We start from the raw sequence: 20456 nt of genomic DNA, 5'->3' as shown, positions 1-20456 counted from the left end.
ATGGGAAGTGGATGGCATGAATGGCCGCTGATGATCTTCACGGTCTTTGGACAGTGCGTTGCGGGCGGTTTCATTGTTCTCGCCCTTGCGTTGTTAAAAGGCAATCTGAATGCCGAACAACAGCAACGTCTGGTATTGAGCATGTTTGGCCTGTGGGTATTGATGGGGATCGGGTTTATCGCCTCTACGTTACACCTCGGCTCGCCAATGCGCGCGTTCAACTCCCTGAACCGCGTAGGTGAGTCTCCGCTCAGTAACGAAATCGCCAGCGGGGCAATCTTCTTTGCTGTGGGTGGTCTGGGCTGGCTGTTGGCCGCGCTGAAAAAACTGCCTGCGGGTCTGCGTAGCGTGTGGCTTGTGGTCACGATGGTGCTGGGCGTGGTGTTCGTGTGGATGATGGTGCGGGTTTATAACACTATCGACACCGTACCGACCTGGTACAGCGTCTGGACACCGATGAGTTTCTTCCTGACGATGTTTATCGGCGGGCCGCTTCTCGGCTTCCTGCTGTTACGCGTTGCGGGTGTTGATGGCTGGGCAATGCGTTTACTGCCGGTTGTTTCGCTGCTGGCGCTGGTGGTGAGTGCGGTTGTTGCTCTGATGCAGGGGGCAGAACTGGCAACCATTCACAGCTCCATTCAACAGGCTTCTGCACTGGTGCCGGATTACGGTTCGCTGATGGCCTGGCGCGTGGTGTTGCTGGTGGCGGCATTAGTCTGCTGGATTACGCCTCAGATCAAGGGCTATCAACCCGCGCTGCCGCTGCTGTCACTGGCGTTTGTGCTGGTGCTGGTCGGTGAATTGATTGGCCGTGGGGTGTTCTACGGTTTGCATATGACCGTTGGGATGGCCGTCGCCAGTTAACTCCAGTTTTTGTTATATAAAGCCGGGACTTAGTGCCCGGCTTTTCTTTTTCCGATCATGAAATTTTTCGACTGTCATCAGGTGTAGATTCTGACCATTAATAAATAAAAACATATACATAATTAATATTAATGACAGATATTGCAGTAGCAGGATGAGTTTTTTAAATCGACAAGGGACTTATCGTGCGCCCAGCCAGAACCGGTGGATTGACTTTGTTTTTGCCAGTGGCATGATGCGCACGAAATCTGAATTTCCTCACGGTTTTAATCCATGACCACCTATACCCGGCCAGTGCTTCTGTTGCTCTGTGGCCTGCTTTTGCTGACCCTGGCGATCGCGGTGTTAAACACGCTCGTCCCGCTGTGGCTCGCCCATGAAAACTTACCGACCTGGCAGGTGGGTATGGTTAGCTCGTCGTTTTTTACGGGAAACCTGCTGGGAACCCTGGTGACAGGGAACCTGATTAAACGTTTTGGTTTTAACCGTAGCTATTATCTGGCGTCGCTGATTTTCGCCGCCGGGTGCGCCGGGCTGGGGCTGATGGTTGGCTTCTGGAGCTGGATGGCCTGGCGTTTTATTGCCGGTGTAGGCTGCGCGATGATCTGGGTAGTCGTAGAAAGTGCGCTAATGTGCAGTGGCACTTCGCGCAACCGTGGCCGCCTGCTGGCGGCTTATATGATGGTCTATTATGTCGGTACCGTGCTCGGGCAGTTGATGGTCAACAAACTGCCAACTGATTTGATGAGTGTTCTGCCGTGGGTCACGGGTATGACGCTGGCGGCGATCCTGCCACTGCTCTTCACGCGTATTGTGAACCAGAGCAGTGAGCATCAGGAAGCGACGACCCACGTCTGGCCGATGTTGAAGCTGCGTCAGGCGCGTCTGGGAGTGAACGGCTGTATTATCTCTGGCATTGTGCTGGGGTCGCTCTATGGCCTGATGCCGCTCTGGCTGAACCATCAGGGGGTTAGTGATTCCGGGATCGGGTTCTGGATGGCCGTGATGGTCAGTGCAGGTATTGTCGGGCAGTGGCCAGTTGGCCGTCTGGCGGACCGTTTTGGCCGCCTGCTGGTGCTGCGCGTGCAGGTCTTTGTGGTGATCATGGGGTGTCTCGCCATGCTCAGCAACGCTGCGATGGCTCCCGCGTTGTTTATTCTGGGAGCCGCGGGTTTCACGCTCTATCCAGTCGCAATGGCATGGGCCTGTGAGAAGGTGGAACATCACCAACTGGTGGCGATGAACCAGGCGCTGTTATTAAGCTATACCATCGGCAGCTTATTGGGGCCGACGTTTACCGCCATGCTGATGCAGAATTATTCCGACAACCTGCTCTTTATTATGATCGCCAGCGTGTCGTTTATATACCTCTTAATGCTGCTGCGCAAAGCGGGTGAGCATCCAACCCCAGTGGCACATGCCTGATTAAATGAAAGCCTGTCAATGACAGGCTTTTTTGTTCTCATCACATATAAGAGTTTTACGTATTGTTTGTTTATTGCGCCAGGTGATAATTCAAATACGTTCTACCACTAAAAGGCAGTAATCATGTCTATACGTCGTTTTTCCACTACAGCTCTGGCAGTAGTGTTGTCTTTAACGTTCGCAACTGCGCCGGTCATGGCTAACCCAGGAAACGGGAATGGGAATGGTGGTGGCCACGGCAACAGCGGTGGACAAGGCAATGGCGGCAATCATGGAAACGGGAATTCCGGTGATAATGGGAACGGAAATTCTGGCAATCATAGTAATAAACAAAATAACGCAAGCCAGGTGCATGGTAAATCGAGCAAAAACGTCAGCGATGATGTTGATGCACGCGTCAGCTTCGATCATGCCCGCCATCTGGCGTTGAACTATGGTTTAACGGGGTATGATTCATTGCCTCCGGGCATTGCGAAAAACCTTGCTCGTGGCAAACCACTTCCTCCGGGGATTGCTAAGAAAACTGTCCCTGCCTCTATGCTGGATCAGCTTCCTTCGTATCCGGGTTATGAGTGGCGAGTGGTAGGTGATGATCTGGTCTTAGTGGCATTGAGTACGGCGATTGTGACCAGCATTATCAATGGCGTCTTCAAATAGAATACAAAAAGGCCCGGTTCTCACCGGGCCTTTTATTAATACATGACCTTGTGGCCGTACTGCTCAAGAATACCTTTAACGCGTTCCATCGTCTCTTTCTTCGGCGGCTTAACGCCATCGAGTTTGTACTCTTCACCCATCGCCACCCATTTATGTTTACCCAGCTCGTGATAGGGCAGAAGTTCTATTTTCTCAACGTTACCCATATCCCGGGTAAATTCGCCCAGACGATGCGCAGAATCATCATCATCTGACCAGCCGGGTACAACAACATAGCGGATCCAGGTTTTGATACCTTTCCCTGAGATGTATTTCGCGAACTCCAGGGTACGATGGTTGGAAACACCCACCAGATTCTGGTGGATCTCATCGTTCATCTGTTTGAGATCGAGCATCACCAGATCGGTCACTTCAAGCAATTCATCGATGACCGGATCGTAGCGGCGCACAAACCCGTTGGTGTCGAGGCAGGTATGGATACCTTCTTTGTGGCAGGCGCGGAACCAGTCGCGTACAAATTCAGCCTGAAGGATCGCCTCACCGCCGGATGCAGTCACGCCGCCGCCGGACGCGTTCATAAAGTGGCGGTAGGTCACCACCTCTTTCATCAAATCTTCAACGGTCACTTCCTTGCCTCCGTGCGTATCCCATGTGTCACGGTTATGGCAGTACAGGCAACGCATCAGGCAGCCCTGGAAGAAGGTAATAAAACGGATACCCGGGCCATCGACAGTGCCACAGGATTCAAAGGAGTGAATGCGACCAATAATTGACATTGCGGTGATATCTCCAGCATCGGCCCGTCCGGGGCCTGTGTATGCACAGCTCAAAACCGGCTGTGTTTAAGTCTGTTTTGGCTGTTATCCATAAAGTATAGATAGCGGACAAAAGAGACTGGTGTGGAGAGGGTGCTAAAAAGGCCCCACTTGCGTGGAGCCTTTATTGTACGCTTTTTAACGCGTGATTTCAGTCAATTCCACTTACATGGACTGAGTGAAAGTACGGGTGATAACGTCCTGCTGTTGTTCTTTAGTCAGGGAGTTAAAACGTACTGCGTAGCCTGATACACGGATGGTCAGCTGAGGATATTTCTCAGGATGTTCCATCGCGTCGAGCAGCATTTCACGGTTCATGACGTTCACGTTCAGGTGCTGACCACCTTCGATGGACGCTTCGTGGTGGAAGTAACCATCCATCAGACCCGCGAGGTTAGTTTTACGCACTTCGTCGTCTTTACCCAGCGCGTTTGGCACGATAGAGAAGGTGTAAGAGATACCATCTTTAGCGTAAGCAAACGGCAGTTTAGCAACGGAGGTCAGAGAGGCAACCGCACCTTTCTGGTCACGACCGTGCATTGGGTTAGCACCTGGGCCGAATGGCGCGCCAGCACGACGACCGTCTGGGGTGTTACCGGTTTTCTTACCATACACAACGTTAGAGGTGATGGTCAGAACAGACTGAGTCGGGATAGCGTTACGGTAAGTAGTCAGTTTCTGAATTTTCTTCATGAAACGTTCTACCAGGTCAACCGCCATGTCATCAACGCGAGAGTCGTTGTTACCAAACTGCGGGTATTCGCCTTCGATTTCGAAGTCAACAGCCAGGCCGTCTTCGTCACGAATTGGTTTAACTTTCGCATATTTGATTGCAGACAGGGAGTCAGCAGCAACGGACAGACCAGCGATACCACACGCCATGGTGCGGATAACGTCACGGTCGTGCAGCGCCATCAGAGAGGCTTCGTAGCTGTACTTGTCGTGCATGTAGTGGATAACGTTCAGCGCAGTAACATACTGTTTAGCCAGCCAGTCCATGAAGTGATCCATACGGTCCATCACTTCGTCGAACTTCAGCACGTCGCCTTTGATTGGTTCAGACTTAGGACCAACCTGCATTTTCAGTTTTTCATCAACGCCGCCGTTGATTGCGTACAGCATGGTTTTCGCCAGGTTTGCACGCGCACCGAAGAACTGCATTTGTTTACCAACGATCATTGGGCTTACGCAGCAAGCGATAGCGTAGTCATCGTTGTTGAAGTCCGGACGCATCAGGTCATCGTTCTCGTACTGCAGAGAAGAGGTGTCGATGGACACTTTAGCGGCGAATTTCTTGAAGTTCAGAGGCAGTTTTTCAGACCACAGAACGGTGATGTTCGGCTCCGGAGAAGGACCCATGGTGTACAGGGTGTTCAGGAAGCGGAAGCTGTTTTTGGTAACCAGAGTACGGCCATCAACGCCCATACCACCGATAGACTCAGTTGCCCAGATTGGGTCACCAGAGAACAGTTCATCATATTCAGGCGTACGCAGGAAGCGAACCATACGCAGTTTCATGACCAGGTGGTCAATCATTTCCTGAGCGTCTTGTTCTGTGATTTTGCCTGCTTTGATGTCACGTTCGATGTAAGCGTCCAGGAAGGTGGATACGCGACCGAAGGACATTGCTGCACCGTTCTGAGACTTAACAGCAGCCAGGTAGCCGAAGTAAGTCCACTGGATAGCTTCCTGAGCGTTGGTAGCAGGACCAGAGATATCGCAGCCATATTTAGCAGCCATCTCTTTGATCTGACCCAGCGCACGGTGCTGTTCAGCGATTTCTTCACGCAGACGGATAGTGGCTTCCAGGTTTACGCCGTTTTCCAGGTCAGACTGCAGGGAAACGAACTGAGCGTATTTGTCTTTCAGCAGGAAGTCGATACCGTACAGTGCAACACGACGGTAGTCACCGATGATACGGCCACGGCCATACGCATCTGGCAGACCAGTCAGAACGCCAGATTTACGGCAGTTCAGAATGTCTTTGGTATAAACATCGAATACACCCTGGTTGTGGGTTTTGCGGTATTCGCTGAAGATTTTTTTCAGCATTGGGTCCAGCTCGCGGTTATACGCTTTGCAGGAACCTTCAACCATTTTGATACCACCGAACGGGATGATTGCACGTTTCAGTGGCGCTTCAGTTTGCAGACCAACGATTTTCTCAAGGGCTTTGTTGATGTAACCAGCATCGTGAGAAGTGATGGTGGAAGCAACGGAAGTGTCGAAATCAACTGGCGCGTGAGTGCGGTTTTCCAGTTTAACGCCTTCCATTACCTTGTCCCACAGCTTGGTGGTCGCGTCAGTTGCGCCAGCCAGGAAGGATTCGTCACCTTCATACGGGGTGTAGTTTTTCTGAATGAAGTCACGGACGTTTACTTCATTCTGCCAGTCACCTTTAGTAAAACCTTCCCAGGCTGTGGCTAACTTTTCATTAAGCTCGGACATGTAACACCTACCTTCTTAAGTGGATTTTTTATTTACTGCCTGAGATAACCATCAATGATGGTCGTCGCCACGCAGGTAAATGACCCAGTATGTCAACCCAACTAACAGACCCCCACCGATAATGTTCCCGATAGTGACAGGGATCAGGTTATCAGTAATGAAATTCATAATAGTCAGGTGAGAGAAACTTTCCGGAGTTGACCCAACTGCAGTCCAGAACTCCGGGCTCGCAAAGTTGCGGATTACAATACCCATCGGGATCATAAACATGTTTGCGATACTGTGCTCAAAGCCGCTGGCAACAAACATCGCAACCGGCAGAACCATAATCATGGCTTTATCCATCAGGCTACGACCAGAGTAGCTCATCCAGACCGCCAGGCAGACCATCAGGTTTGCGAGGATGCCGAGAGCAACAGCTTCGATAAATGTATGGTGCATTTTGTGGTCAGCGGTTTGCAGGACGTTGAGTCCCCAGCCGCCGTTGGCGGTCATGTACTCGCCAGAGAGCCACATCAACAGAACAAAGAGCAGACAACCAATCAGGTTACCAACATAGACGTTAAGCCAGTTGCGCGCCAGTTGGCCCCAGGTAATTCTTCCGCTGGCTTTCGCCACCACAATCAGCACCGTTGAGGTGAAGAGGTCGGCACCGCAGATCACGCAAAGAATCAGACCCAGTGAGAAGCAAATACCGCCAACCAGCTTGGCCATGCCGAAAGGCATCGCGGCAGTACCGGTGGTCGCAGTGATGTAGAAGACGAAAGCGATAGAGATGAACACACCGGCCGTGATCGCCAGATAGAACGTCTTCATCGGATGTTTCGTTGCTTTATAGACACCCGCTTCTTCGGCAACTTTGGCCATCGCAGCTGGGAGTAATAGATCAAAAGGGTTGTCAGCTTTCACACTAACTCTCTCTTTATTAAGTCGGCGACGAGATACTAACAAAGCATTATAGAAGAGAAATTGATATAGATCATATCTCGCCTGGCTTATAGGCCCGCAATGCGTATGGTTTTACAACAAATGCGGAGTAAGTATTTGATTATCCGTATAAAAATAAATTTTAAAAGTTATGAAAAGAGTTGAATTTTTTCGTTCGACCATCTCCTGGACAGTTAATTAAAATGGAGTATTTACCATAAAAAGTAACAGCAAAACCCGGGTAAGCATTATTATATTTACCCGTGTTTAACTTTATTATTACAATTAACAGTCATTGCCGAATAAAATAAAAAACGGGGCAATGAAATCGCCCCGTAATATAGCCCAGACGATTGAATACGCCTACTGCTACTCATGTTATGTGCGCTTATTTTGACCAGTAAGTCGCTTTAGCTTTCTGCAGTTTCTCATAAGCATTCAACAGCGACTGATGCGCCAGGAAGGCTTTCAGATCGTTATCAACAGCCTGAAGTCCGTAGAACGGCTCTTCACCACTCAGCGCCGCGCTGGCTGCTTCCACCGCTTCTGCACCGTACATACGCACGAATGCATTCAGATATTGCAGTGGCTGACGATCTTCTTCCTGCGCAAGCAGCAGCAGGGTTTGCAGGCAACGGTAGTAGTTGGTGCGCTCGGCAGAGAAGACGGACTGGTTAAACTCCATTGTCCACTCGGTCCAGGCCAGCGCCTGATCCAGGTCGCCACCAGCCAGCGCCAGCATCGCTTTCAGCTCGCCAATGCGCAGGGTATACCAACCGTTGTCTTTACCGGTCGCCAGACCCAGCAGTTCGCGTACGCGGGTAAAGTCATCGTGACCTTCATCGTCCAGCTGGGCGATCAGGTTCAGATAATCTTCTTTTTCCCACTCGCTGCCCGGCAAGGCCAGCAGCGTTTCACGCAGATGTGCGCCCATGCTGTTGTTTGCCAGCCACAGATCTTCCGCCGGATAAATGTCGGACATGCCTGGAACAATAATGCGGCATGCGTAGACGCTCAGGTGCTCGTAGTCAGCAATATAGACTTCCTGATCTTCTGCGTCGAAGATAGCCATCAGGGTGGCGAACTCTTCTTCAGTGGTACCGGCGAAGCTCCAATCCACGAACGGGTAGTCCGCGTCCTGCTTAAACATATCCCAGGAGATCAAACCGCTGGAGTCGATGAAATGCGTCTCGAGGTTGGTGTGCTCGGCCACTTCTTCGTCGTCAAACGTTGGTGGGGTAAACACGTCGAGATCTTTCAGACTGCGACCCTGCAGCAGCTCGGTCACGGTACGCTCCAGCGCTACGCCGAAGTCCGGGTGTGCACCGAAGGAAGCAAAGCAGGTTCCGTTAGCCGGGTTGAACAGCACCACACAGATAACCGGATATTTACCGCCCAAAGAGCCGTCATAGGCAAAGATTGGGAAACCTTCCGCTTCCAGCTTAGCGATGGACTCTACCACGCCCGGATAGCGTGCCAGGACGTCAGCCGGGATTTCAGGCAGGCTGATAGACTCGGCAATAATGCGGTTTTTAATGTGGCGTTCGAAGACTTCAGACAGACCCTGCACGCGCGCTTCGTTGCGGGTGTTACCGGCAGACATGCCGTTAGACACGTACAAGTTGCCGACGATATTCATTGGGATATAGACGGTCTGGTCATCGGACTGGCGGGTAAACGGCAGGGCGCAAATACCACGTTCCTCATTGCCGGACTGCAGGTCAATCAACATGCTGGCGGTCAGTTCGTTTTCCGGATCGTAGAACGCGCGCAGACGTGCATCCAGAATGCCTGCTGGCAGTTCGTCGTCTTCGGTCAGCGGGAACCATTTTTCATTTGGATAGTGAACGAACGGGCCTTTTGCGACGGTTTCACCCAGCCAGAAGTCGGCGAAGAAATAGTTGGTCGACAGACGTTCAAAATACTCACCCAACGCAGAGGCCAGAGCCGCTTTTTTCGTCGCGCCCTTACCGTTGGTAAAGCACAGTGCACAGTCTTTATCGCGGATATGCACAGACCAGACGTGAGGCACCGGGTTCAGCCAGGAGGCTTCTTCGATATTAAAGCCCAGGTCGGTCAGTTTCTGCTGGAAGCGAGCGATGGAATCTTCCAGAGCGGCGTCTTTGCCGGGGATAAACGTTTGAGTCATGGCGTTCACTTTTATCGTACGTAAAGCGCGCAATGATACGGGTTTTGCATGACAGGTGCTATCTTCGGCGAAAATAAAAGGCAGGGCTATAGGGCAGAAGAACAATCAATAATGTCCACGCCGCGTGAATCCAGGATGGACGAAGGTTAGCCGGGGCAAATCGATCACCTGGCAGCCATTTTATCGGTTTTGTGACAGCAAGGTGGCAGATTGTATTGTGTGACGACAGACACATTTCGCCGGTCATAAGTTTTAGACATTGCGGCGCGTGTCACTGAATGATAAAACCGATATCCACAGTTATAACTTATGGCTTTTAGCGTGGTGAGGGGAAATGGCTCAAGTCTTTAATTTCAGTTCAGGTCCGGCGATGTTACCGGCAGACGTGCTTAAACAGGCTCAACAGGAACTTTGTGACTGGAACGGTCTTGGTACATCGGTGATGGAAATCAGCCACCGTGGTAAAGAGTTTATTCAGGTGGCGGAAGAGGCAGAAAAGGATTTTCGCGATCTGCTGAATATTCCCTCGAACTACAAAGTATTGTTCTGCCACGGCGGTGGACGCGGTCAGTTTGCTGGCGTTCCGCTGAATATTCTGGGCGGCAAAACGACCGCTGACTATGTTGACGCTGGCTACTGGGCTGCAAGCGCAGTGAAAGAAGCCAAAAAATACTGCTCGCCACATGTTATTGACGGCAAAATTACCGTTGATGGCCTGCGTGCCGTGAAGCCAATGAGCGAGTGGCAGCTTTCTGATAACGCAGCCTATCTGCACTATTGCCCGAACGAAACCATCGACGGTATTGCCATCGATGAAACGCCGAATTTTGGCAAAGATGTGGTGGTGGCAGCCGATTTCTCCTCCACCATTCTCTCCGCGCCAATTGATGTGAGCCGCTACGGTGTGATCTACGCCGGTGCACAGAAAAACATTGGTCCGGCAGGTTTGACGCTGGTCATTGTGCGTGAAGATCTGCTGGGCAAAGCACACACTGCGTGCCCGTCGATTCTGGATTACACCGTGCTGAACGATAACGACTCCATGTTCAACACCCCACCGACGTTTGCCTGGTATCTGGCGGGCCTGGTCTTTAAATGGCTGAAGCAAAACGGCGGTGTGGCGCAGATGGACAAGATCAACCAGCAAAAAGCGGAACTGCTGTACGGTGTGATTGATAAGAGTGATTTCTACCGCAACGACGTGGCGAAAACGAACCGTTCCCGCATGAACGTGCCGTTCCAGCTGGCAGACAGCAATCTGGATAAAGTCTTCCTGGAAGAGTCGTTTGCAGCGGGCCTGCATGCGCTGAAAGGCCACCGCGTGGTAGGGGGTATGCGCGCCTCTATCTATAACGCCATGCCGCTGGAAGGCGTAAAAGCACTGACCGACTTCATGGTCGACTTCGAACGTCGTCACGGTTAATTGCGCTGTTTTCACCCCCGCAGTTTGTGCTGCGGGGTTTTTATTATGTCGAGTTGAGAGTTAAGTTTCATGGAATCCCTGACGTTACAACCTATCGCGCGGGTAGATGGCACCATTAATCTGCCTGGTTCAAAAAGTGTCTCGAACCGCGCTCTGCTGCTGGCAGCTCTGGCAAACGGCACCACCGTCCTCACGAATCTGCTGGACAGCGATGACGTACGCCATATGCTCAATGCGCTGAAAGCGTTGGGAGTTCATTACACGCTGTCTGACGATCGTACCCGTTGCGAAGTGACCGGCAACGGCGGTGCATTGCGTTCGGCTGAAGAGCTTGAACTGTTCCTGGGCAACGCCGGAACGGCGATGCGTCCGCTGGCGGCTGCCTTGTGTCTGGGCAGTAACAACATTGTGCTGACCGGCGAGCCGCGCATGAAAGAGCGTCCAATCGGTCACCTGGTGGATGCCCTGCGTCAGGGCGGCGCACAAATTACGTATCTGGAGCAGGAAAATTATCCACCGTTACGTCTGCGTGGTGGCTTTACCGGCGGTAACGTTGAGGTTGACGGAAGCGTCTCCAGCCAGTTCCTGACCGCACTGCTGATGACCGCACCGCTGGCTCCGCAGGATACGGTCATCACCATTAAAGGTGATCTGGTATCTAAGCCGTACATTGATATCACGCTGCACCTGATGAAAACCTTCGGTGTTGAGGTTGAAAACCAGTCTTATCAGCGCTTTGTGGTTCGCGGTGCGCAGCAGTACCAGTCTCCGGGTCACTACCTTGTTGAAGGCGATGCCTCTTCGGCGTCCTACTTCCTGGCGGCCGGTGCGATTAAAGGCGGTACGGTAAAAGTGACCGGTATTGGCCGTAATAGCGTACAGGGCGATATCCGCTTTGCGGATGTGCTGGAGAAAATGGGTGCTGTCGTCACCTGGGGCGATGACTTTATCTCCTGTACTCACGGCGAGCTGAATGCCATCGATATGGACATGAACCATATCCCGGATGCGGCGATGACCATTGCGACGGCTGCGCTGTTCGCGAAAGGGACCACGACGTTGCGTAACATTTACAACTGGCGCGTAAAAGAGACTGACCGCCTGTTCGCGATGGCAACCGAGTTGCGTAAAGTTGGTGCTGAAGTGGAAGAGGGCGAAGACTACATTCGCGTCACGCCTCCGACAAAACTGCAGTTCGCGGAAATCGGCACTTATAACGATCACCGTATGGCAATGTGTTTCTCGCTGGTGGCGCTGTCCGACACGCCAGTGACCATCCTCGATCCGAAATGTACGGCAAAAACCTTCCCGGACTATTTCGAGCAGTTGGCGCGTATTAGCACGCTGGCCTGATGGATCCCTGCCGCATCACCCGATGCGGCATTTCCTTACGCTTTCTGACGTTCATCCTCGCCCGTTTCTTCTACACTCTGCTTCAATCATTCCGTAATTTGCACGCAAGGGTAACAGTTGCACACGTTGGCGCGTATAATGCGCGGCGTTCATGTTAACGGTATGCCTTAATTAAGGAGAAAAAGATGACGGCAGTTGCCCCGGTAATCACCATTGATGGGCCTAGTGGCGCAGGGAAAGGTACTCTGTGCAAAGCGATGGCGGAAGCATTGCAATGGCATCTTTTAGATTCGGGAGCAATCTATCGCGTGCTGGCTCTGGCTGCGCTGCATCACCACGTTGATGTTGCGTCTGAAGAGGCACTGGTACCGCTGGCTGCGCATCTGGATGTGCGTTTTGTCTCGACCGACGGTAACCTCGAAGTGATCCTGGAAGGGGAAGACGTCAGTGGCGAAATTCGTACCCAGGAAGTTGCTAACGCGGCTTCCCAGGTGGCAGCGTTCCCGCGTGTTCGTGAGGCACTTTTACGTCGCCAGCGTGGATTCCGTGAAGCCCCGGGTTTGATCGCCGACGGACGTGATATGGGAACCGTGGTCTTCCCTGATGCACCAGTAAAAATTTTCCTTGACGCCTCCTCGGAAGAACGTGCTCAACGGCGCATGCTTCAGTTGCAGGAGAAGGGGTTTAGTGTTAACTTTGATCGCCTTTTGTCCGAGATAAAAGAGCGCGACGATCGCGACCGTAACCGCGCTGTCGCTCCACTTGTTCCTGCTGAAGATGCATTAGTGCTGGATTCAACCAGTTTAACTATTGAGCAAGTGATTGAAAAAGCGCTACAATATGCGCGCCAAAAACTGGCACTCGCGTAATCGCGACCGATTTAGCAGTACCCCCGCTGCAATGGATTGACGGCGGGTATGTGAAACAACCCCATCCGGCACGGAGCCAGGTGGACGTTAATATTAACCTGAAGATTAAACATGACTGAATCTTTTGCTCAACTGTTTGAAGAATCCTTAAAAGAAATCGAAACCCGTCCGGGTTCCATCGTTCGTGGTGTTGTTGTTGCTATCGACAAAGACGTAGTACTGGTTGACGCCGGTCTGAAATCTGAGTCCGCCATTCCGGCAGAGCAGTTCAAAAACGCCCAGGGCGAGCTGGAAATCCAGGTTGGTGACGAAGTTGACGTTGCACTGGATGCAGTGGAAGACGGCTTCGGTGAAACCCTGCTGTCCCGTGAAAAAGCTAAGCGTCACGAAGCCTGGATCACGCTGGAAAAAGCTTACGAAGAAGCTGAAACTGTGGTCGGTGTTATCAACGGCAAAGTTAAAGGCGGCTTCACTGTTGAGCTGAATGGTATTCGTGCGTTCCTGCCAGGTTCACTGGTAGACGTTCGTCCAGTTCGTGACACCCTGCACCTGGAAGGCAAAGAGCTTGAGTTCAAAGTAATCAAGCTGGACCAGAAGCGTAACAACGTTGTTGTATCCCGTCGTGCCGTTATCGAATCCGAAAACAGCGCAGAACGCGATCAGCTGCTGGAAAACCTGCAGGAAGGCATGGAAGTCAAAGGTATCGTTAAGAACCTCACTGACTACGGCGCATTCGTTGACCTGGGTGGCGTTGATGGCCTGCTGCACATCACCGACATGGCGTGGAAACGCGTTAAGCACCCAAGCGAAATCGTGAACGTTGGCGACGAAATCACTGTTAAAGTGCTGAAGTTCGACCGCGAACGTACTCGTGTATCCCTCGGCCTGAAACAGCTGGGCGAAGATCCATGGGTTGCTATCGCTAAGCGTTACCCAGAAGGTACTAAACTGACTGGTCGCGTTACCAACCTGACTGACTACGGCTGCTTCGTTGAAATCGAAGAAGGCGTTGAAGGTCTGGTACACGTTTCCGAAATGGACTGGACCAACAAAAACATCCACCCATCCAAAGTTGTTAACGTTGGTGATGTAGTGGAAGTGATGGTTCTGGATATCGACGAAGAACGTCGTCGTATCTCCCTGGGCCTGAAACAGTGCAAAAACAACCCATGGCAGCAGTTCGCGGAAACCCACAACAAGGGTGACCGTGTTGAAGGTAAAATCAAGTCTATCACTGACTTCGGTATCTTCATCGGCCTGGACGGCGGCATCGACGGCCTGGTTCACCTGTCTGACATCTCCTGGAACGTTGCAGGCGAAGAAGCAGTTCGTGAATACAAAAAAGGCGACGAAATCGCTGCAGTTGTTCTGCAGGTTGACGCAGAGCGTGAACGTATCTCCCTGGGCGTTAAACAGCTCGCAGAAGATCCGTTCAACAACTGGGTTGCACTGAACAAGAAAGGCGCAATCGTAAACGGTAAAGTGACTGCAGTTGACGCTAAAGGCGCAACCGTAGAACTGGCTGACGGCGTTGAAGGTTACCTGCGCGCTTCTGAAGCTTCACGTGACCGCGTTGAAGATGCAACTCTGGTTCTGAGCGTTGGCGACGACGTTGAAGCTAAGTTCACCGGTGTTGACCGTAAGAACCGTGCAATCAGCCTGTCTGTTCGTGCTAAAGACGAAGCTGATGAGAAAGATGCAATCGCAACTGTTAACAAACAGGAAGATGCAAACTTCTCTAACAACGCAATGGCTGAAGCTTTCAAAGCAGCTAAAGGCGAGTAATATCAAGTTCTCAACATCATTTGAGCTGTAACGCATTTACAGCGATAAGGATGAGGAGCAGACTTGACAGATTGCAGGATTCGTCCTGTAATCAATAACAAAGGGCGGCTACGGCCGCCCTTGTTTAATGAGCTGTTCAGCTAATTGGTTTGAAAGGAACCGGAGGAATCATGACCAAGTCAGAATTGATTGAAAGACTTGCCAGTCAGCAACCGCACATCCCTGCAAAAGCAGTGGAAGATGCCGTAAAAGAGATGCTGGAGCATATGGCCACCACTCTTGCCCAGGGCGAGCGCATTGAAATCCGCGGTTTCGGTAGTTTTTCTCTGCACTATCGTGCTCCACGTACCGGGCGTAACCCGAAGACTGGCGATAAAGTCGAGCTGGAAGGCAAGTACGTTCCACACTTTAAGCCGGGTAAAGAACTGCGCGATCGCGCCAATATTTACGGCAACTGAGTTTAACCGTCAGGTGTAAACTGGGTTAAAAGAGAAAGCACCTGCGGGTGCTTTTTTTGTCTGTCTCATTTTCATTCTGAAGATGCGCCGCAATTTCAGCTTCGCTTTTCTGCAACCCGTTAAAAACATTACAGCGTCTGCTGTAACCCGTATTTTTTCCCACTGACGCTTTCCCTGCCTGCTTACATACTGCCGCCCTGAAACAGGGAGGTAGCAATGGGAATTCCCGTTATTAGTGTGTGCGCCATTCTGGCGATAGTCCCGTTACTCTGGCTACCTGAACTGCCAGCACGCCATATCGTCTGGATAATGATTGCTGGCGGAATAGTGCTGGCTATCCAGCGAAAAGTTGAGCTGAGGTTTGTCGGTATTGGGTTGTTATTTTGCGTCTGGGGTATTCTTGCTGCGCAAGAAAGCGTATGGCCGATGCAGCATTTAACCACGGGTGTACAGCGGGCAGTGGTAGAGATTACGGCCACCGATGGGGCAATGACGCATCAGGGGAAGATTGTGACTCTCAACGGCAAACGCTGGAGTGCTTCCACGGGGGTAATGCTGTATGGCAATTACCTGCCGCAAAAGGTGTGTGCTGGTCAGCGCTGGGCCATGACGCTGCACCTCAGGGCAGTACACGGTGAGCTAAACGACGGCGGTTATGATGCGCAACAAAGCGCTTTTGCCCGACATCAAACGCTGAGCGGCCGGTTTACTCAGGCTGAAATTGTCGACGATCGCTGCAGCCTGCGTGCCCGATATCTGATGTCACTGCAAAATACGTTGTCTTCATATCCGTGGGGAGCGGTGATCCTGGGGCTGGGAATGGGGGAGCGCCTGGATGTACCGCGAGAAATAAAAAACCTGATGCGTGAAACAGGCACACTGCATCTGATGGCGATTTCGGGCCTGCATATTGCGCTGGCGGCATCCATCGCCTGGTTACTTGTCCGGGGTATCCAGTTTTTCTTGCCGTGCAACTGGGTTTACTGGCAGATGCCCGTTCTGGGCGGACTGTTCTTTGCGGCCTTTTATGCATGGCTCACCGGATTGCAACCACCTGCACTGCGCACCGTCATCTCGCTTGCGGTGCTGGCGGCCTTGCGGATAAGCGCCCGTCGCTGGACCCCCTGGCAAGTCTGGTTTTGCTGCGTGGCAGCGATTCTGATCTTCGATCCTTTAGCCGTACTTTCGCAAAGCCTGGCCTTGTCAGCCTTTGCCGTGGCGGCATTGATTTTCTGGTATCAGTGGCTGCCACTTCCGCGCTGGCACTGGTTTGGCCATATACGACCGCTGGTGAATATGATCTATTTACAGGTCGGAATGCTATTGTTGCTCCTGCCATTACAGGTGTTGATTTTTCATGGTTTCAGCATCTCTTCTCTGGTGGCGAATCTCTTTGCCGTTCCTCTGGTCACGTTTATCTCTGTTCCGTTGATCCTGGCCGGTATGTTGCTACATTTGCTCCCGCTGTCGTCACTGGAAACGGCCATCTGGTTTGCGGCAGATAAATCTCTGGAAGGATTGTTCTGGTTGCTGATGCGTTTACCGGATGGCTGGCAGAATGTTGATGAACGCTGGCAATACCTGACATTGCTGCCCTGGCTTGCTCTGATCGGCTGGCGTTTTTGTGCCTGGAAAACGGTTTCGGCAGTTTGCATGGCAGGAACACTGATGCTGGCATTCCCTTTCTGGCGAACGGTTAAAACCGATAGCTGGACGTTGCATATGCTGGATGTGGGGCAGGGGCTGGCAATGGTTATTGAACGGCAGGGTAAAGCGATTTTATATGATACCGGTCTGGCCTGGCCAGGTGGTGATAGCGCACAACAACTGCTCGTTCCCTGGCTTCGCTGGCACCACCTGCGGCCTGAAGGCATCATTCTGAGTCACGAGCATCTCGACCACGCCGGAGGGCTGGCGTCGTTGCAAAAGACATGGCCCGATTTGTGGGTAAGAAGTTCATTACGCTGGGTGGGGCATCTTCCGTGTTTTCGTGGGCAGCAATGGCAGTGGCAGGGGTTAACATTCACCGTCCACTGGCCACCTGAAAACCTGTCTGCTAAAGGCAATAAGCGTTCTTGCGTGGTTAAAATTGATGATGGTGAACAAAGCGTGCTACTGACCGGTGATATTGAGGCAGAGGCTGAACTTACGATGCTTAGTCACCGCTGGCGTTATCTTGCATCAACACTCATTCAGGTACCCCATCATGGCAGTAATACGTCTTCATCAGCCCCCCTGGTACAGCGGGTGGAAGGAAAAATCGCGCTGGCCTCGGCAGCACGTTATAACGCGTGGCGATTTCCGTCAGGCAAAGTGGTCAGACGTTACAGAAAAGAGGGCTATATTTGGTACGATACACCCCAATCTGGACAAATATCTGTGACTTTTTCACAACATGACTGGCAAATCCGACGTTTGCGAGATCAATATTTACCACGTTGGTATCATCAGTGGTTTGGCGCGCCCGTAGATAACGGGTAGAATATGCGGCTATTTCAACAAATGCTGGTTTTTTGAATGCATAACGACAAAGATCTCTCCACGTGGCAAACATTCCGCCGACTCTGGCCGATGATTGCACCTTTTAAACCAGGCTTGATCGTGGCGGGTGTAGCGTTAATCCTCAACGCAGCCAGCGATACTTTTATGCTATCGCTTCTTAAACCGTTACTGGACGACGGTTTTGGTAAAACGGATCGCTCAGTGTTGCTATGGATGCCTCTGGTGGTTATCGGACTGATGATCTTACGCGGTATCACCAGCTATATTTCCAGTTACTGTATCTCCTGGGTATCAGGAAAAGTGGTTATGACCATGCGCCGTCGTCTGTTCAGTCACATGATGGGCATGCCGGTCTCTTTCTTTGATAAGCAATCGACCGGGACATTGCTGTCTCGTATCACGTATGACTCAGAGCAGGTGGCCTCATCGTCCTCCAGTGCGCTGATTACCGTTGTGCGTGAAGGGGCATCAATTATCGGTTTGTTCGCGATGATGTTCTATTACAGCTGGCAGCTGTCAATCATCCTTATCGTGCTGGCACCGGTTGTTTCTATTGCTATTCGCGTTGTCTCGAAGCGTTTTCGCAACATCAGTAAGAATATGCAGAACACAATGGGGCAGGTGACCACCAGCGCTGAACAGATGCTGAAAGGGCATAAAGAAGTGTTGATTTTCGGCGGCCAGGAAGTCGAAACCCACCGCTTTGATAAGGTCAGCAACAAAATGCGTCTGCAGGGGATGAAAATGGTTTCGGCCTCTTCCATCTCTGACCCGGTGATTCAGCTGATTGCTTCTCTGGCTCTGGCGTTTGTTCTGTATGCGGCGAGCTTCCCGAGCGTCATGGAGACCCTGACGGCGGGGACTATCACCGTTGTCTTCTCATCCATGATTGCGCTGATGCGTCCGCTTAAGTCGCTGACTAACGTTAACGCCCAGTTCCAGCGTGGGATGGCAGCTTGTCAGACCCTGTTCAGCATTCTGGATTCCGAACAGGAGAAAGACGAAGGTAAACGTGTGATTGAGCGTGCCCGTGGGGATGTTGAGTTCTGTAATGTGACCTTCAGCTATCCTGGCCGCGAAACACCCGCCTTGCGTAATATCAACCTGACCATTCCGGCGGGTAAAACCGTTGCCCTGGTGGGGCGTTCCGGCTCAGGTAAATCCACCATTGCCAGCCTGATCACCCGTTTCTACGACATTAACGAAGGTGAGATCCTGTTAGATGGTCACGACCTGCGGGAGTACACCCTGCAGTCGCTGCGTAACCAGGTTGCGTTGGTATCTCAGAACGTGCATCTGTTCAACGATACGGTCGCGAACAACATCGCCTATGCGCGTACCGAAGAGTACAGCCGCGAACAGATTGAGAATGCCGCTCGCATGGCGTATGCGATGGACTTTATCAATAAGATGGATAACGGCCTGGATACGATCATTGGTGAGAACGGTGTACTGCTCTCCGGCGGCCAGCGTCAGCGTATCGCCATTGCCCGTGCTCTGCTGCGTGATAGCCCAATCCTGATTCTGGACGAAGCGACCTCTGCACTGGATACGGAATCTGAACGTGCCATTCAGTCGGCGCTGGATGAACTGCAAAAGAACCGTACCTCGCTGGTGATTGCGCACCGTTTGTCGACGATCGAACAGGCTGATGAAATCGTCGTGGTTGAAGATGGCGTGATTGTCGAACGCGGAAGCCATGCTGATTTGCTGGAACACCGTGGCGTTTACGCCCAGCTTCACAAGATGCAGTTCGGCCAATGATTGCACGCATCTGGTCCGGTGAATCCCCGCTGTGGCTGCTGCTTTTGCCGCTCTCGTGGCTGTACGGCCTGGTGAGCGGCATCATTCGTCAGCTTTACCGTCTGGGGATCAAGCGTGCCTGGCGCGCACCGGTTCCGGTTGTGGTTGTGGGTAATCTTACGGCCGGCGGCAACGGTAAAACGCCGGTGGTGATCTGGCTCGTCGAACAATTGCAAAAACGCGGTATCCGCCCGGGTGTTGTCTCGCGTGGGTATGGTGGTAAAGCGGCGCGATACCCACTGCTGCTGGCGGAGGAAACAACCACCGCCGAAGCGGGGGATGAACCGGTATTGATTTACCAACGTACCGGCGCGCCGGTGGCGGTCTCTCCGCTGCGCAGCGACGCTGTTCAGGCGCTTCTTGCTGAACATGAAGTACAAATAATTATCACTGACGATGGCCTGCAGCATTACGCCCTGGCGCGTGATAAAGAGATTGTGGTGATCGACGGGGTTCGCCGTTTCGGTAACGGCTGGTGGCTGCCCGCCGGGCCAATGCGTGAACGCGCTTCGCGTCTGCGCTCCGTTGATGCGGTGATTGTTAACGGAGGCGTTGCAAAGTCGGGTGAAATCCCGATGCATCTTCACCCGGGAATGGCGGTGAACCTGTTGACCGGAGAACGCCAGGCCGTCGCCCAATTGCCTGCGCTGGTGGCGATGGCGGGTATTGGTCATCCACCACGTTTCTTTTCGACGCTGGAACAGTGCGGTGCTCGTCTGGATAAATGTGTGCCGCTGGCCGACCATCAGGCGCTGGTGGCAGAGCAGGTGGATGCGCTGACGGTACCCGGACAGACGCTGATCATGACAGAAAAAGATGCGGTGAAATGCCGCGCCTTTGCGAAAGAAAACTGGTGGTATCTGCCGGTTGACGCTGAACTCAGCGGTGAGCAGCCGGAACAATTGCTTAAGGAACTGATTGCGTTAGTGCATTAACAGCCTACACGGTTCTGGTGGCGCTTTGACTGACAGGAAAACG

The 20456-nt window shown here is 52.2% G+C and carries 15 protein-coding genes; 11 read left to right on the top strand and 4 right to left on the bottom strand.

The features are described 5' to 3' along the window. The 3 genes from ACHHZ6_RS17775 (at position 1) to ACHHZ6_RS17765 (ending at position 2946) form a co-directional block, all read left to right on the top strand. Positions 1 to 864 carry a dimethyl sulfoxide reductase anchor subunit family protein gene (locus ACHHZ6_RS17775; RefSeq protein ID WP_395122803.1) on the top strand — a complete coding sequence of 288 codons (864 nt, stop codon included), beginning with the start codon at positions 1 to 3 and terminating at the stop codon, positions 862 to 864. A gap of 273 nt (positions 865 to 1137) precedes the next feature. Next, positions 1138 to 2289 carry an MFS transporter gene (locus tag ACHHZ6_RS17770; protein WP_182274379.1) on the top strand — a complete coding sequence of 384 codons (1152 nt, stop codon included), beginning with the start codon at positions 1138 to 1140 and terminating at the stop codon, positions 2287 to 2289. A 123-nt stretch (positions 2290 to 2412) separates the two neighbouring features. Beyond that, on the top strand, positions 2413 to 2946 hold the full coding sequence (locus ACHHZ6_RS17765; protein WP_395122802.1) for an anti-virulence regulator CigR family protein: 534 nt from the start codon (positions 2413 to 2415) through the stop codon (positions 2944 to 2946). A gap of 35 nt (positions 2947 to 2981) precedes the next feature. On the opposite strand, the gene pflA is transcribed toward ACHHZ6_RS17765, so the two are convergent. The 4 genes from pflA to ycaO all read right to left on the bottom strand — a co-directional run bounded on the left by pflA (position 2982) and on the right by ycaO (position 9285). Then, complete coding sequence (gene pflA / locus ACHHZ6_RS17760) at positions 2982 to 3722, bottom strand: pyruvate formate lyase 1-activating protein (RefSeq protein WP_182274381.1); 741 nt, start codon at positions 3720 to 3722, stop codon at positions 2982 to 2984. Between the two features lie 204 nt (positions 3723 to 3926). Beyond that, positions 3927 to 6209, bottom strand: a complete 2283-nt coding sequence (gene pflB, locus ACHHZ6_RS17755) for a formate C-acetyltransferase (RefSeq protein ID WP_182919713.1) — start codon at positions 6207 to 6209, stop codon at positions 3927 to 3929. 51 nt (positions 6210 to 6260) lie between these two features. Continuing rightward, complete coding sequence (gene focA / locus ACHHZ6_RS17750; protein ID WP_182274383.1) at positions 6261 to 7118, bottom strand: formate transporter FocA; 858 nt, start codon at positions 7116 to 7118, stop codon at positions 6261 to 6263. A 406-nt stretch (positions 7119 to 7524) separates the two neighbouring features. Beyond that, complete coding sequence (gene ycaO / locus ACHHZ6_RS17745; protein ID WP_395122801.1) at positions 7525 to 9285, bottom strand: 30S ribosomal protein S12 methylthiotransferase accessory factor YcaO; 1761 nt, start codon at positions 9283 to 9285, stop codon at positions 7525 to 7527. Positions 9286 to 9619: 334 nt separating this feature from the next. Between ycaO and serC the strand changes: the two genes are divergently transcribed. The 8 genes from serC to lpxK all read left to right on the top strand — a co-directional run bounded on the left by serC (position 9620) and on the right by lpxK (position 20413). After that, positions 9620 to 10708 carry a 3-phosphoserine/phosphohydroxythreonine transaminase gene (gene serC, locus ACHHZ6_RS17740; protein ID WP_182274385.1) on the top strand — a complete coding sequence of 363 codons (1089 nt, stop codon included), beginning with the start codon at positions 9620 to 9622 and terminating at the stop codon, positions 10706 to 10708. Positions 10709 to 10777: 69 nt separating this feature from the next. Then, positions 10778 to 12061: a 3-phosphoshikimate 1-carboxyvinyltransferase gene (aroA, locus tag ACHHZ6_RS17735; RefSeq protein WP_182274386.1), complete on the top strand. Its 1284-nt coding sequence runs from the start codon at positions 10778 to 10780 to the stop codon at positions 12059 to 12061. Between the two features lie 185 nt (positions 12062 to 12246). Further along, positions 12247 to 12930, top strand: a complete 684-nt coding sequence (gene cmk, locus ACHHZ6_RS17730) for a (d)CMP kinase (RefSeq protein ID WP_152084089.1) — start codon at positions 12247 to 12249, stop codon at positions 12928 to 12930. 111 nt (positions 12931 to 13041) lie between these two features. After that, complete coding sequence (gene rpsA, locus ACHHZ6_RS17725; RefSeq protein ID WP_003858235.1) at positions 13042 to 14715, top strand: 30S ribosomal protein S1; 1674 nt, start codon at positions 13042 to 13044, stop codon at positions 14713 to 14715. 170 nt (positions 14716 to 14885) lie between these two features. Beyond that, the gene (ihfB, locus tag ACHHZ6_RS17720; protein WP_003858233.1) at positions 14886 to 15173 is read left to right on the top strand and encodes an integration host factor subunit beta; all 288 of its coding nucleotides are present in this window, start codon (positions 14886 to 14888) and stop codon (positions 15171 to 15173) included. A 216-nt stretch (positions 15174 to 15389) separates the two neighbouring features. Then, entirely contained in the window at positions 15390 to 17654 is a 2265-nt protein-coding gene (locus ACHHZ6_RS17715) for a ComEC family protein (RefSeq protein WP_395122800.1), read from the top strand. 36 nt (positions 17655 to 17690) lie between these two features. After that, positions 17691 to 19439 carry a lipid A ABC transporter ATP-binding protein/permease MsbA gene (gene msbA / locus ACHHZ6_RS17710; RefSeq protein ID WP_182274388.1) on the top strand — a complete coding sequence of 583 codons (1749 nt, stop codon included), beginning with the start codon at positions 17691 to 17693 and terminating at the stop codon, positions 19437 to 19439. Further along, positions 19436 to 20413 carry a tetraacyldisaccharide 4'-kinase gene (gene lpxK, locus ACHHZ6_RS17705; RefSeq protein ID WP_182274389.1) on the top strand — a complete coding sequence of 326 codons (978 nt, stop codon included), beginning with the start codon at positions 19436 to 19438 and terminating at the stop codon, positions 20411 to 20413. The genes msbA and lpxK overlap by 4 nt, the downstream gene beginning before the upstream one ends. Positions 20414 to 20456 lie beyond the last annotated feature (43 nt).

This window comes from Enterobacter cloacae complex sp. 2024EL-00214 (genome assembly GCF_043945575.1).
Classification (GTDB): domain Bacteria; phylum Pseudomonadota; class Gammaproteobacteria; order Enterobacterales; family Enterobacteriaceae; genus Enterobacter; species Enterobacter cloacae_P.
The sequence above is the reverse complement of the archived record's forward strand: the minus strand, read 5'-3'. Positions and strand labels throughout refer to the sequence as shown.